General features: G+C 71.7%; 15 protein-coding genes. 8 read left to right on the top strand and 7 right to left on the bottom strand.

Annotated elements, in window-relative coordinates; translation table 11 throughout:
* Positions 1–226: 226 nt before the first annotated feature.
* Both ACGF0D_RS27445 and ACGF0D_RS27440 read right to left on the bottom strand, forming a co-directional pair.
* On the bottom strand, positions 227–412 hold the full coding sequence (locus ACGF0D_RS27445; protein ID WP_392920661.1) for a DUF397 domain-containing protein: 186 nt from the start codon (positions 410–412) through the stop codon (positions 227–229).
* A 3-nt stretch (positions 413–415) separates the two neighbouring features.
* On the bottom strand, positions 416–1,228 hold the full coding sequence (locus tag ACGF0D_RS27440; protein WP_392920658.1) for a helix-turn-helix domain-containing protein: 813 nt from the start codon (positions 1,226–1,228) through the stop codon (positions 416–418).
* Between the two features lie 265 nt (positions 1,229–1,493).
* Here ACGF0D_RS27440 and ACGF0D_RS27435 point away from each other — a divergent pair, with 265 nt between their 5' ends.
* Both ACGF0D_RS27435 and ACGF0D_RS27430 read left to right on the top strand, forming a co-directional pair.
* Positions 1,494–1,862, top strand: a complete 369-nt coding sequence (locus tag ACGF0D_RS27435; RefSeq protein WP_392920656.1) for an ATP-binding protein — start codon at positions 1,494–1,496, stop codon at positions 1,860–1,862.
* Positions 1,859–2,128, top strand: a complete 270-nt coding sequence (locus ACGF0D_RS27430) for a hypothetical protein (protein WP_392920653.1) — start codon at positions 1,859–1,861, stop codon at positions 2,126–2,128. Before ACGF0D_RS27435 ends, ACGF0D_RS27430 begins: the two co-directional genes overlap by 4 nt.
* Before the next feature lie 215 nt (positions 2,129–2,343).
* On the opposite strand, the gene ACGF0D_RS27425 is transcribed toward ACGF0D_RS27430, so the two are convergent.
* A complete protein-coding gene (locus tag ACGF0D_RS27425; RefSeq protein ID WP_392920650.1) occupies positions 2,344–3,471 on the bottom strand; it encodes a tryptophan dimethylallyltransferase family protein in 1,128 nt (375 codons plus the stop codon).
* On the bottom strand, positions 3,468–3,656 hold the full coding sequence (locus tag ACGF0D_RS27420; protein WP_392920647.1) for a hypothetical protein: 189 nt from the start codon (positions 3,654–3,656) through the stop codon (positions 3,468–3,470). The genes ACGF0D_RS27425 and ACGF0D_RS27420 overlap by 4 nt, the downstream gene beginning before the upstream one ends.
* Positions 3,657–3,784: 128 nt before the next feature.
* Between ACGF0D_RS27420 and ACGF0D_RS27415 the strand changes: the two genes are divergently transcribed.
* Entirely contained in the window at positions 3,785–4,606 is an 822-nt protein-coding gene (locus ACGF0D_RS27415) for a class II aldolase/adducin family protein (protein ID WP_392920644.1), read from the top strand.
* 62 nt (positions 4,607–4,668) lie between these two features.
* On the top strand, positions 4,669–5,703 hold the full coding sequence (locus ACGF0D_RS27410; protein WP_392920641.1) for a 2-dehydropantoate 2-reductase: 1,035 nt from the start codon (positions 4,669–4,671) through the stop codon (positions 5,701–5,703).
* An 85-nt stretch (positions 5,704–5,788) separates the two neighbouring features.
* Here the strand turns inward: ACGF0D_RS27410 and ACGF0D_RS27405 are convergent, their stop codons facing one another.
* The gene (locus ACGF0D_RS27405; RefSeq protein ID WP_392920638.1) at positions 5,789–6,307 is read right to left on the bottom strand and encodes an SMI1/KNR4 family protein; all 519 of its coding nucleotides are present in this window, start codon (positions 6,305–6,307) and stop codon (positions 5,789–5,791) included.
* Positions 6,308–6,504: 197 nt separating this feature from the next.
* On the opposite strand from ACGF0D_RS27405, the gene ACGF0D_RS27400 reads away from it, so the two are divergent.
* Positions 6,505–6,840 (top strand): NIPSNAP family protein, encoded by a 336-nt coding sequence (locus tag ACGF0D_RS27400; RefSeq protein WP_392920635.1) that lies wholly within the window; start codon positions 6,505–6,507, stop codon positions 6,838–6,840.
* A 44-nt stretch (positions 6,841–6,884) separates the two neighbouring features.
* On the opposite strand, the gene ACGF0D_RS27395 is transcribed toward ACGF0D_RS27400, so the two are convergent.
* Positions 6,885–7,343: a MarR family winged helix-turn-helix transcriptional regulator gene (locus tag ACGF0D_RS27395; RefSeq protein ID WP_392920632.1), complete on the bottom strand. Its 459-nt coding sequence runs from the start codon at positions 7,341–7,343 to the stop codon at positions 6,885–6,887.
* Positions 7,344–7,532: 189 nt separating this feature from the next.
* Between ACGF0D_RS27395 and ACGF0D_RS27390 the strand changes: the two genes are divergently transcribed.
* Both ACGF0D_RS27390 and ACGF0D_RS27385 read left to right on the top strand, forming a co-directional pair.
* The gene (locus tag ACGF0D_RS27390; RefSeq protein ID WP_392920672.1) at positions 7,533–9,041 is read left to right on the top strand and encodes an MFS transporter; all 1,509 of its coding nucleotides are present in this window, start codon (positions 7,533–7,535) and stop codon (positions 9,039–9,041) included.
* 182 nt (positions 9,042–9,223) lie between these two features.
* Positions 9,224–9,934 (top strand): hypothetical protein, encoded by a 711-nt coding sequence (locus tag ACGF0D_RS27385; RefSeq protein ID WP_392920629.1) that lies wholly within the window; start codon positions 9,224–9,226, stop codon positions 9,932–9,934.
* Between the two features lie 308 nt (positions 9,935–10,242).
* On the opposite strand, the gene ACGF0D_RS27380 is transcribed toward ACGF0D_RS27385, so the two are convergent.
* Positions 10,243–11,592, bottom strand: a complete 1,350-nt coding sequence (locus ACGF0D_RS27380; protein WP_392920626.1) for a LuxR C-terminal-related transcriptional regulator — start codon at positions 11,590–11,592, stop codon at positions 10,243–10,245.
* A gap of 166 nt (positions 11,593–11,758) precedes the next feature.
* On the opposite strand from ACGF0D_RS27380, the gene ACGF0D_RS27375 reads away from it, so the two are divergent.
* Complete coding sequence (locus ACGF0D_RS27375; protein WP_392881130.1) at positions 11,759–11,968, top strand: hypothetical protein; 210 nt, start codon at positions 11,759–11,761, stop codon at positions 11,966–11,968.
* The last annotated feature ends 33 nt before the right edge of the window (positions 11,969–12,001 follow it).

The raw sequence follows: 12,001 nt of genomic DNA, 5'->3' as shown, positions 1-12,001 counted from the left end.
TGTGTTGTGTTGGGAGCGGTTGGGGGTGGGGACGGCGCAGGGGCGCCGGCACCTGTGTGGGGGCCGCCCCCCTTCCGACTGTGGAGCGCCAGGCCCGGGTTGCACGGACTCTTCCTACTGAAAGTAGGACGTGCTCTGGTAGCACCGCTGACGCCTGACGAGAGATTATCTCTCTCGCGACGTCAGGAACATTAGCAGGTCAGAGCCCGTGTGCCGAATCGGGGAGTCAGGCGTCGAACTCGCCGGCGCGGATGGCGGCCACGAGGTCGCGCCACTCGCTGACGTCGAGCTGGGCGATGGCGTCGGGCCGAAGGCTGCTGCGGACGTAGACGGCGTCATCAGCCACGGCAACTTCGGGGCAGTTGTTTGAGTTGGCGCACGACGTGGGGCGTGTCCAGGTGAGCTCTTCCACGATCTATATCTCCTTCTTGATTTTCGCGATCAGGTCGCGAGAACCTTCAACCGAAAGAGACCGATCAGTCATCCGCTTGATGATGGTGCGGTAGGTGTTCAGATGCTCTGTCGTGTGAAGGAAGATCGGCCCATCGACCGAGTCGTACTGGACCGTGTCGAGGCGAGGAACGGGGCCGTTCGCGTAGATGATGGCCTGGCCTGACCCCATGAATCCACCCGACTCGAACGTGACCACCCGAAGCGTCACGTGAGGACGCAGAGACAGTTCCAGCATCCAGTCCAGCTGTTCCCGCGTGACGTCACGGCCGCCGAACTGCGCTCGCAGAGCGGCCTCGTAAACGATCGCCGTGTACGGATGGGCGCCTTCAGTCATCAACGTCTGCGATCGGCGCAAGCGCTGTTCGACTCGCGTCTCGATGACACGGGGAGTCAGCGGCGACTGCGCGTGCTGAAAGATCGCGCGACAGTATCGCTCTGACTGCATCGGCCCCGGCGGATGGCAGATCTGGTACGACTGCATGCCCATCGAGTAGTACTCGAGCTCGCAGATGTCGAGAAATCCCTGCGGAACAAAGCCGCGATACTCGTCCCACCAGCCCTTGTGTCGCTCCCCGGCCATGGATGCGAGGGCCGCGACGTACTCAGCGTCCGCCTCGCCGAAGGCTTCCGCAAGTACTCGGACGCGCTCGGCAGTGATGGGATAGTGCCCCTTCTCGACCTGCGTGATCTTCGTTCGATCGAGGTTGAACACGGCGGCGGCTTGGGCGGTCGTCTGGCCGACGCTGTCTCGCATCTTCCGCAGCTCGATGCCCAACCGTTCCTGCCTGGCCGATGGGGTTGTGCGTGGTGGCATGGCCCAAGCATCTACGTCGTCTCATCAACAGTCCAGCGGCTACCGGTAGACCATGTTTCCAGATCTGGTGGCACATGTGAGCCTCAATGCCCTACAGTCTGTGATGCACCGATCACCGAACGGATCGTCAGTAACGCCGCTCGGGCACCGCAGAACACCCATGTCCAGTGGGTTCGTTCACGGCGACGCATCCGCCGGTCTCACCCATCCCCCTCCGGGAGACGCTGTGCGCAACCTGAACTCCCCCTCTCTCACCCTCTCCCGCGGCGCCCTCCGTGACGGGATGGCCAGCGCCGGCTGGCCGCCCTCCCTCATCGCGGACGCCGAACTCGCGATGGTCGAACTCATCGTCAACGCCTGGCGCCACGGCGAGACGACCTCCCCGGTCATCCTGATCCACCACCGTGCCAACACCCTCCGCGTCGCGGTCTCCGACCGCAGCCCGCTCCCCCCGGAGAAGGGCCCCCTCTCCCTCCTCTCCGAGACCGGCCGGGGCCTCCAGCTCGTCGCCGGCCTCACTCACCGCTGGGGCGTCGACCCCCAACACCTCGGCAAAACGGTCTGGTTCGAGCTCCACCAGGACGGTGCTCTGTGAGCGCCCACCACCCGATCCACCCCGCCGACCCGGCGCTCCTCCACCTCACCTCGCGCCAGGTCACCGAGCTCATCGTCGAACTCCGCACCGAGGGTCGCGAATTCGGCCTCCTCTGGCCCTCGGCGGCCCCGGGCGGAACCAACCTCCACGGCCGTCCGCTGGTCGACATCGGCAACGTCCCGGCCAGCACTCTGATCAACCTCCTCGCGCTCATCCGCGAGTTCAGGCGCAACCGCGACGTCCACCACCGCCCGGAGCCGACCTAGCTCGCCCGGATGGCCTCGGTCCCGGAAGGGTGCTTGCATGGAATTCGGGCGATCCGGACCCCGACGACTCCGGCGCGACCGAAGGGAGTCGTCCCCATGGCCACGTACTCCAAGAGTTCCGGCTGCACGTCCGAGATCCTCTTCATCGGGACCACGGTTCCGCGCTCCTTGAGCGACTCGAAGTTCCCACTGGGGAAGTTCGAGGGGCGGCCCGCTCAGGTCACCGGCCCGGCATAGGTGTTGAACCGCAGGTACAGCCCGATGTGCGCCGGAACCCCCGGCGCGATGGTGCGGTAGCTGCACAGCTCCTGCACGCCGGTGTCGCCCTCCTCGACCCCGGCCGTCAGCCGTCTCAGCACCTCGGCGTGCGGGCGCGGGTCGATCCCCTCGATCCGCATCAGCTCCGCGATCCGCGCGGCCGCCTCGGCATCGTTCCGGGCGTTCCCCGGCAGCCGCAGGTAGACGTTGGCCTCCTCGGGCCCCGTCGCACCCTCGCGGAACGCCAGGCAGGTCATCGGCTCGTTGTCCACCGTGCCGCCGTCTCGCCCGTAGATCACGGCACGCGCCCGCGCCGCCCGCGCCGAGTCGTGGCGGTGCGACAGTGCGGCCACCGTGTCCAACTCGTCCATCGTCATCGGGAGATGGCGGAAGTAGACCTTCACCCGGGAGGCGCTTCCGCCGTCCAGATCAAGTGCGAAGAATTCCACCTCGTGCCCGCGCAGCGCGAGTTCCTCGCACCGCCGCCCCACCGGCTCCCAGGCCTTCGCCAGCCCCAGCCGGTGCATCGCCTCCGCCATGACCTCGTGGGTCCGGTCCAGGCCGTGCGCCTGGGGGTTGAGGTAGACCTTGTAGTGCGGCCGCTCGCCGGGCTGCCAGGCCAGGGAGTGCCAGATGGTGGGCCGGTTGTGATCGGGAGCGGTCGTGACGAACAGGTCCTCGACGTCGAGGTACCGCCCGATGCTCACCCCCGGTCGTTCGGCGAGCCGGAGCGTCAACTCCCGTCCGGCTTCCTGGTATCCGAGTGGGGTGCGATCGATGCTCAGCGACTCGAACAGGATGCGGATCTCCGGCTTCCCCGCCTTCCAGCTGACGGAGAGCTCGGCGGGGAAGCCGTCGGACGACACGAAGGACGGAGGATCGCACCTGGTCCCGATGGCGCGCCCGCCCCACGGGCTGAGCACGTCCCGCAGCTCCCGCAGGACGCGCGCCGTCTCCAGCTCGCCTGTCCCCAGGCCTCGGCAGACGGCTGTCCACTTCTCTTCCAGGAACTGCCCGAACGTCTTCTCCGGGGCCCGGAAGGGGGCCTGGGCGGATAACGCGTCGCGAAGCAGCGGGCTGGTCACTGGCCCGACTGGTTGGGCTCGTTCCGCTGGACGACGACCGACTGGTTCGGTTCGTTCAGCTGGACCACGACCGACTGGTTGGGCTCGTTCCACTGGCCGGCGACGGTGGTGACCGAGGTGCCGCCGAGCAGGGCCGTACCGGCGGCGATCCCAACTGCCAGCGCTGCCAATGCCTTACGCATCATTGCCCCTCTCCATGATCGATGATCAGATTGATCATAGTCACGAGATCATTGCCAAAGGTATGTATCTTTCGAACATGCCTTTGGATTGATCCACCCCCTGCCCCACCGTCGCAGCCCCGGGAGTCGCCATGTCCGCACCGCAGCAGCCCGCCGACCCGTACGCGGCGACCGGCGTCGTGGGCCCGGCCCCGGAAGGGGTGACCCTGCCGCTGCCGCCGGTCTTCGACACCGTCGAGGAGGAGCGCCAGTATCGGAAGGAGCAACTGGCGGCAGGCTTCCGCCTGTTCGGCCGGTTCGGCTTCTCCGAGGGCGTCGCCGGGCACATCACCGTCCGCGACCCGGAGAACCCGAACTGGTTCTGGGTGAACCCGTTCGGCATGAGCTTCAACCAGATCAAGGCCTCCGACCTGATCCTGGTCGACCACGACGGCGCCCTGCTGCACGGCACCCGGCCCGTGAACCGGGCCGCGTTCGCGATCCACTCCCAGGTGCACGCGGCCCGCCCGGACGCCGTCGCCGCCGCGCACTCCCACTCGCTGTACGGCAAGGCCTTCTCCAGCCTCGGCATCCCGCTCGACCCGATCACCCAGGACGCCTGCGCCTTCTTCGAGGACCACGGGCTGTACAGCGACTATCGGGGCGTGGTGACCGAGACCGAGGAGGGCAAGCGGGTCGCCGCCGCGCTGGCCGACCACAAGGCCGTGATCCTGCAGAACCACGGCCTGCTGACGGTCGGCGGGACGGTGGCCGAGGCGGTCTGGTGGTTCATCACCATGGAGCGCTCCTGCCAGGCGCAGCTGCTCGCGATGGCGGCCGGCACGCCGAAGCTGATCGACCGGGAGACCGCGCTGAAGACCCGCGACCAGCTCGGGAGTTCACTGGCCGGCTGGTTCCAGGCCCGCCCGCTGTGGGACCAGATCACCCTCTCCGACCCCGACCTCTTCGACTGACCGGCTGGCCCCACACCCCCGGTTCCTCCTCCTCGTCCCCGCCTTCGTCCTGGAGCCGCACCGTGCCCACCACCCCCGCCCAGCGCAGGCTCCGGATCGCCGTGTTCGGCGCCGGGTCCATCGGCTGCCACCTCGGCGGCATGCTCGCCTCGACCGCCGAGGTCACCCTGGTCGGCCGCCCCGCCGCGATGGCGGCGATCGACGCGGGCGGGCTGACCCTCACCGGCCCGGGCGAGGCCCGCCGCGAGGTGCGGGAGCTGACCGCTGCCGCCGGCCCGGAGGCCGTGGCCGGCGCCGACTACGTCCTGGTCACGGTGAAGTCCGCCGACACCGAGGCCGCCGCCCGGGAACTCGCGCCGCACCTGGGCCCCGACACGGTGGTGGTCAGCTTCCAGAACGGGCTGCGCAACACCGAGGTGCTCGCGGCCGCGCTGCCGTCCCACCGGGTGCTGGCCGGTATGGTCCCGTACAACGTGGTGCGGACCGGCCCCGCCGCCTTCCACCAGGGCAGCGGCGGGTCGTTGATGCTGGCGGGCGAGGAGGGCGCGGACGCCCTCGCCGACGCGGCCAGGGAGAGCGGTCTGCTGCTGGAGCTGCGGTCGGACATGCCGGCCGTCCAGGCGGCGAAGCTGCTGATGAACCTGAACAACGCCGTCAACGCGCTCTCCGGGCTGCCGCTGCGCGAGCAGGTCGGGCAGCTGGCGTACCGGCGGTGCGTGGCGCGCTGCCAGCTGGAGGCGCTGGCGGTGTTCCGGGCCGCCGGAGTGGAGCCGGCCCAGCTCGGCCCGGTGCCGCCGGAGGTGATGCCGCAGGTGCTCGAACTGTCGGACGCGCAGTTCCACGAGCTGGCCGGGGCCAGCCTGCAGATCGACGCCACCGCCCGCTCCTCGATGTGGGAGGACCTCCAGCGCGGACGCCCCACCGAGATCGACTCGCTCCAGGGCGAGATCGTCGCCCTCGCCGAGCGCCACGGCCTCACCGCCCCGGCCAACGCCCGTCTGATCACCCTCGTCCGCGAGGCCGAGGCGGCCGCCCCCGGCGCGGCGCCCGGCTGGGCCGGCCCCGCCCTCCTCGCCGAAGTCGCCCCGGCCGGCTGACGGCCCCGGCCGCGCGGGCCACCGTGACGGCCGCCGGTCACCCCGCGAGGGGCCGGCCGGCGGTCGGACGTCGAAGGTGACCCCGTCAGGTCAACGGCCGGTAGAACGGGCGGTCCGGGGCGAGGTTGTGGGAGTGCACCGTGACGTCCTCGCCCCTGAGGTACGCCAGCATCCAGTCGCCGAACGTCAACTCGTAGGACACGAACTCCAGCGTGTCCGTCTCCAGCACGCCCACGCCCCACGGCATCGAGGGCTCTTCGGGCACCCGCAGGAAGACGAACTCGCGCGTGGTGGCCGTGGCGACCGGCAGCAGTTCGCCGGGGCCCGACCCCGCCGGGGCCGGAAGGAACTCCGCCTCGTCCTCGTCGCGCCAGAGTTCGAGCGACTCCTGGATCTTCTCGCCCAGGTTCCTGATCGGATGCCCGGGGTGCTCCAGGTACAGCTGCTCGTTGATCTCCACCGGGCCGTAGGCGTCGGTGAAGGCCCGGAAGTCGGCGGGGAGGGAGACCCCGAGGTCCTGCTCCAGCCGCGTCCAGGGCGCCGGATCGGACCAGTTGAAGCGCGGCTCTCCCAGCAGTGCCCTGAGCTCGTCGAGCGTCGCCATCGCGCCCTCCCCTTCCGTGCGGACCAGGTCGAAGGCTACGGCTCGCCACTGACACGCGGGGTCGGCGCCCCGCGCGGGAAGTCGGCTGGGGCCGAATCCTGACGCGCGGCCTCGCGCTCCCGTCTAGGCTTCCACCCGCCCTGGCCGGGGGACGGGCCTCCGGTCTGACCGGGCGTCAACCATCGCGAGGAGCCGCCGTGATACTGGAACTGCGCACCTACCGCCTCAAGCCGGGCACGCGCGCCGACTTCGTCCGGGTGATGGGCGAGGAGGCCGTCCCGCTGCTGCGGGCGGCGGGCATCCGGGTTGTCGACCACGGGGCGTCGCTCGTGGACGAGGACGGGCACGAGGAGGCGTACCTGATCCGGGCGTTCGACTCGATCGAGCAGCACCGCGCGCAGGAGGACGCCTTCTACGGCAGCGAGGTCTGGCGGCAGGGCCCGCGGGAGGCGATCGTCTCCCGCATCGAGAGCCTGCACTCGATCGTGGTCGAGGTCGTCGACGACGCGGCCGAGGTCTTCAAGCGCTCCTGACCGCTCCTGACCGCCTTGGCCGCCCCTGGCCGCTCCCGGCACCCTCAACCCCGGGGCCAGGGGCGGCCGTCGATCCGTTCGATGCCGGTGTTGAAGCGGCGCAGGTACGCCGCGAAGGTGGCTATGTCCTCCTCCGGCCAGTCCGCCATCACCAGGTCGAGCGCCCGGACGTGCGCCTCGCGCTCGTCGTCCAGCCGGCGCCGGCCCTCCTCGGTCAGGCGGAACTTGCGGGCGATGCCGCCGTCCGGATCCGGGATGCGGTCGAGGAGCCCGGCGGTGGTGAGCGCCGCGGTCTGGCGGTTGAGCGTGGAGACGTCCAGCCCGAAGGCGTCGCTGAGCTGCCCGATCGACATGGGCCCCTGGGTCGCGACGCGGCTGAGCAGGATGTAGGCGCTGCGTTCGAGCTGGCTGCCCTCGGGGCGGCGGTCGTCGACCTGGTTGAGGTCGCGGTGCCGGGCGAACACCAGGAACTCGAGGGCTACCTCGTGCGTGGGGCCGGCCATGTCGAAGTCCCTTCATCACCGCGTTGACCTGCGGGTTCTTCGTCGATCACGTCCAGTATGCCAGAGATGTGTGCATCCCACACGATGTGCATGGCGCACATCGTGTGTAGCCTGAGCAGAGTGTGCTATCCGCACATGGTGTGCGAACTGCACACGCCTGCGTCCCCCGAATGCCCGAGGAGGCCCGTCATCAACGGCCCCGCCCCCACCGCCCGTACCGGTCCGATCGTGGCGACGCTCGCCTTCACCGGCACCGTCGCCGCGATCATGCAGACCCTGGTCACCCCGCTGATCAGCGAACTCCCGCAACTCCTGCACACCACCGCGTCCAACGCCTCCTGGGTCATCACCGCGACCCTGCTCTCCGCCGCCGTCTTCGTCCCGATCAGCGGCCGTCTCGGCGACCTGCTGGGCAAGCGGACGATGCTCATCGCCTCCTGCGTCCCGCTGCTGCTCGGCTCGGTGTTGTGCGCGGTGGCCGACTCCGTGCTGCCGATGATCACCGGCCGGGCGCTGCAGGGCATGGGCATGGGCCTGGTGCCGATCGGCATCAGCCTGCTGCGCGACGTCCTGCCGCCCGAGCGGCTCGGCTCGGCGATCGCGCTGGTCAGCGCCTCCATGGGGATCGGCGGCGGCCTCGGCCTGCCGATCGCGGCCGGCGTCGCCGACTACGCCAGCTGGCGCGTGCTGTTCTGGGGCACCGCCGTGCTGACCGTCGTCATCATCGGCATGCTCTGGACCGTCATCCCGGCCTCGACGGCCTCGCCCACCGCGGCCTCGCCCACCGCCGGTGGCCGCTCCGCCGGCCGCCGGTTCGACTTCGTCGGCGCGATCGGCCTGAGCATCGGTCTGGTCTGCCTGCTGCTGCCCGTCTCCAAGGGCGGCGACTGGGGCTGGGGCAGCACCCGCACCCTCGGCCTGTTCACCGCCTCCGCCGCGATCCTGATGCTCTGGGCCCGCTGGGAGCTGCGCGTGACCGAGCCGCTGGTCGACCTGCGGGTCACCGCGCGCCCGCGGGTGCTGCTGACCAACGCCGCCTCCGTGCTGGTCGGCTTCGGCATGTACGCCCAGGCGCTGATCATCCCGCAGCTGCTCCAGCTGCCGGAGGCCACCGGCTACGGGCTGGGGCAGTCGATGCTGGCGATGGGCCTGTGGATGGCGCCCGGCGGGCTGATGATGATGGTCGTCTCCCCGCTCGGCGGCAAGCTGTCGGCCGCCCGCGGGCCCAAGTTCACCCTGGTCGCCGGGGCGCTGACGATCGCCGTCGGGTACGGGCTGGCGCTGCCGCTGATGGGCTCCACCTGGGGCGTGCTGGTCGTCACGATCGTCTGCAACAGCGGTGTGGGCCTCGCCTACGGCGCGATGCCCGCGCTGATCATGAGCGCGGTGCCGCTGACCGCGACGGCCTCGGCGAACAGCTTCAACACCCTGATGCGCTCGCTGGGCACCTCGGTGTCCGCCGCCGTGATGGGCGTGGTGCTGTCGCAGCTGACCGTCACCCTCGGCAGGCACACCCTGCCCTCGGAGGGCGGCTTCCGGGTCGGCCTGGTGATCGGCTGCGTCGTCGCGCTGATCGCGGCCGCCGTCGCCGCCGTCATCCCCGCGCCGCCGGGGCCGCAGCTGCGCGCCGTCCCCGCCCAGGAGACGGCGGGCGCCGACGCGGGGGGCGCCGACGTGGGGAAGCCGGCCACCGCCTGAGCCCCGCGCCCGGGGCCCCGTCCGGGCCCGGGCGGGTCCCGTCCGGCTCCGGTCGGGCCGCCTCCGCGCGGGGCGGCCCACTCGGACGGGTCAGGAGCTGTCGCTGTGGAGCGGGATGTTGCCAAGCATGGGGACGTACGGGCCCCTCGGCCGCCGAACACCGACCAGGAGAGGGATCCTCGGTGCGTGAACTCCACAGTCCCCCCAGCCACGGCCGAACCGGCCACCGTCCGCTGCCCGGCCGTCGCGCGGGCGGTGACGGGCGAGCGGGCCGGAGCTGGACACCGCAGCGCACGGTCGCGCTGATCGTGGCGGCGTCCGGCGCCGTCGTGCTCGCGGCCTGCGGCAGCAGCCCGTCGGGCACGGCGGCCGGTTCGCCGACGGCCACCCCGCCCAACACGAGCGCGTTCTCCGGCCAGCCGCCCTCCGCCGTCGCCTCCGCCGCGGAGTCGCTGCTGGCCTCGGCGTCGGCCGCGGCCGCCTCGGCCTCGGCGGCCGCCTCCGAGGCCGCCGCCTCGCTCTCCGCGAGGGCGTCCGCCTTCGGGGCGTCCGTGTCGGCCCAGCAGTCCGCGACCCAGGAGAAGGCCGCCTCGGTGCTCAGCGGGGTGACGGACGGCGGCAACGCGCAGGGCGACATCACCATCACCGGAGTCCCGCGGCAGAACACCGGGGGCCTGCACGCCGTGGTCGTCACGATCCAGAACCCGGGGCCCAACGCGGCCTCCTACGCGGTCCAGGTCGACTTCACCGACACTGGCGGCAGGACCGTGGACAGCGCCATCGTCGGAGCCGAGAACGTCCCGGCGAACGGCAAGGCCCAGCCCGTCGCCTTCAGCCGGCAGCCGGCCGACAAGACCCTGATCCCGGTGGTGGTCAAGGCCGTCCGCTACTGACGCGGCCCGTCCGTCGTCCGCCGCGCGATCCCGCACCCGGCTGCGGACGTCGCGCGGCGGGCGCCCGAGCACCTCCCGCACGGTGCCGGTCACCCGCTCGGTTCCGAACGTCCTCCGGGCCTGCGCCGCGGTGAGGCCCTGCGCGTCCCCCGTGGCTCAGGGCCGCCCGGCCGGCGCCACGAGTCGGAGCCACCCGCGCCGGTGAGCCCGCGCTTGCGCCGACTCGCCGTGGACGCCCGCGATCCCGCGGCCCACGCCCGGGTTACGTCACGCCGTCGCCGGGTTACGTGACGCCGGCGGCTCGCCGCTCAGGTGACGCCGTCCGTCTGTTCCCGTCGGCGGGTCCGGTAGGCGCGGGAGCGGCAGCGGGGCGAGCAGTAGCGGGGCGGTCGGCCGCCCGGGCGCCGGCCGTCGGGGGAGGGGGCGGGTGCCGGTAGTGGTCCGTCACAGGCGGGGCAGGCCGCCGTCGGTGCGGGCTCGGTCGGTGCGGGCTCGGTCGGTGCGGGGGTCCCCGGTGCGGGCGTCTCCGGCGCGGGTTCGTCGGTTCCGGCGGTGGGGGTGGCGGGTGCCGGGTGCGAGGTCAGGCCCAGTCGCTCCGCGACCACGCCGGCCTCGAAGCGGCTGTGGGCGCCGAGGCTGTCCAGCAGGTCCGAGACGTGCCGGCGGCAGGTGCGCAGGGAGATGCCGAGGCGGCGGGCGATGGACTCGTCCTTGAGGCCCTTCGCGAGCAGCACCAGGATGCTCTGCTTCATCGTCTTGGTGACGTCGTGCGCGGCCTGCGGGCCGCTGGCGAACGGGGTCGCGTTCTCCCAGTCCCGTTCGAAGACCGTCAGCAGGTAGCTGATCAGGTCGGGCTCCCGGATGATCAGCGCGCCGCCGGAGCTGGCGGGCAGCAGGGCCAGCGTGCCGTCGACGATGATCAGCTGCGGCAGCACCTCCGGCAGCGTCCGGATCTCCGCGCCGGCCTCGATGAGCTGCTCCGCGTGCACCCGGGTGGGCTGGTCGAAGCGGGTCGCGTGCTGGTAGAGGCTCCGCATCCGGACGCCCCGGTCGAGCAGCTCCAGGTCGCGCGGCAGCGCCTCACGCAGGGCGGCGGGGGAGAACGCTCCGCCGTGCTTGGAGACCAGCACCTCGCTGCGGCAGGAGTCGATCACGTCGGCGAGCATCGAGCGCACCGCGAACTTGTCCGGCAGGCGGTCGATGGTGCCCTGCGGGAAGGCGTGTTGGCGGGCCTGGAGGTAGACGGGCACCAGCGCCGCGAGGCCGTCGCGCTGCTGCTGGACGAGCCGCCGCTGCTCGCGCAGGGCCTCCTCCCGGGCGCGCAGGGCGGTGTCACGGGCGGAGAGCAGCTGCGCGGTCGCGGCCTGGGGGCTGACGGGCCGCCAGGCGATCGGGCCGCCGCAGGTGGGGGCCTCGCCCGCGGGGGTCTCGCCCGCGGGGCCGTCGGGTGAGCGCAGCTCCTGGAAGAGGCAGGCCCCGGTGAGCTGCCGGACGGCCGCCTCGCACTCCGCCAGGCTCAGGTCGGTCTCCGACGCCGCCCGCGCCAGGGTCGCCGGGGTGAGCTGCTCGTTCACCACCGTCCAGCGGTAGAGGGTGACGGCGCTGCTGTCGAGTGCGGGTACGTCGACGGTCGGATCGGGGCCGGTCTCGGGGTCCATCGCATGCCTCCTAAAGCTGCCAGGCAGGCTCATGATCCCTTGCGGGGGATGCCGTGGCCATCCGCCGCCTGGCAGGGTGGCGAGCACGGGCCGGGCGCTGCGGCGGGAACCGCGGAGAGGTCCGGAACGTGTGGAACTGTCCCCCGAAGTGATGGGAGTTGTCGGCATGCGAGGAATCGTGACGCGGACCCTGGCCGCGGTCGCGCTGGGCGCCGCCGCCTGGTTGGGCGGGGTGTCCCCGGCCGGTGCCTCCGTGTTCGACGATGCGACGCCGACGGGCTCGGGCGCGGGTGCGAGCTACGGGCAGGGCGGCCACAGCTGCGTCGCGACGACGGCCTGGGGCGACGCCTGGTGCCCCGGCAAGCCGCTGAGCTGACCGGCCGCGGCGCGACTTCCGTCTCCTCGACCC

This window comes from Kitasatospora sp. NPDC048298, from assembly GCF_043201465.1.
GTDB lineage: Bacteria > Actinomycetota > Actinomycetes > Streptomycetales > Streptomycetaceae > Kitasatospora.
The sequence above is the reverse complement of the archived record's forward strand: the minus strand, read 5'-3'. Positions and strand labels throughout refer to the sequence as shown.

What these genes read in the sequence shown, in the direction of transcription:
- ACGF0D_RS27420 (WP_392920647.1), bottom strand. Translation starts at nt 3,656, where the DNA reads ATGATGCGTAAGGCATTGGCAGCGCTGGCAGTTGGGATCGCCGCCGGT.
- ACGF0D_RS27415 (WP_392920644.1), top strand. Translation starts at nt 3,785, where the DNA reads ATGTCCGCACCGCAGCAGCCCGCCGACCCGTACGCGGCGACCGGCGTC.
- ACGF0D_RS27405 (WP_392920638.1), bottom strand. Translation starts at nt 6,307, where the DNA reads ATGGCGACGCTCGACGAGCTCAGGGCACTGCTGGGAGAGCCGCGCTTC.
- ACGF0D_RS27395 (WP_392920632.1), bottom strand. Translation starts at nt 7,343, where the DNA reads ATGGCCGGCCCCACGCACGAGGTAGCCCTCGAGTTCCTGGTGTTCGCC.
- ACGF0D_RS27380 (WP_392920626.1), bottom strand. Translation starts at nt 11,592, where the DNA reads ATGGACCCCGAGACCGGCCCCGATCCGACCGTCGACGTACCCGCACTC.
- ACGF0D_RS27375 (WP_392881130.1), top strand. Translation starts at nt 11,759, where the DNA reads ATGCGAGGAATCGTGACGCGGACCCTGGCCGCGGTCGCGCTGGGCGCC.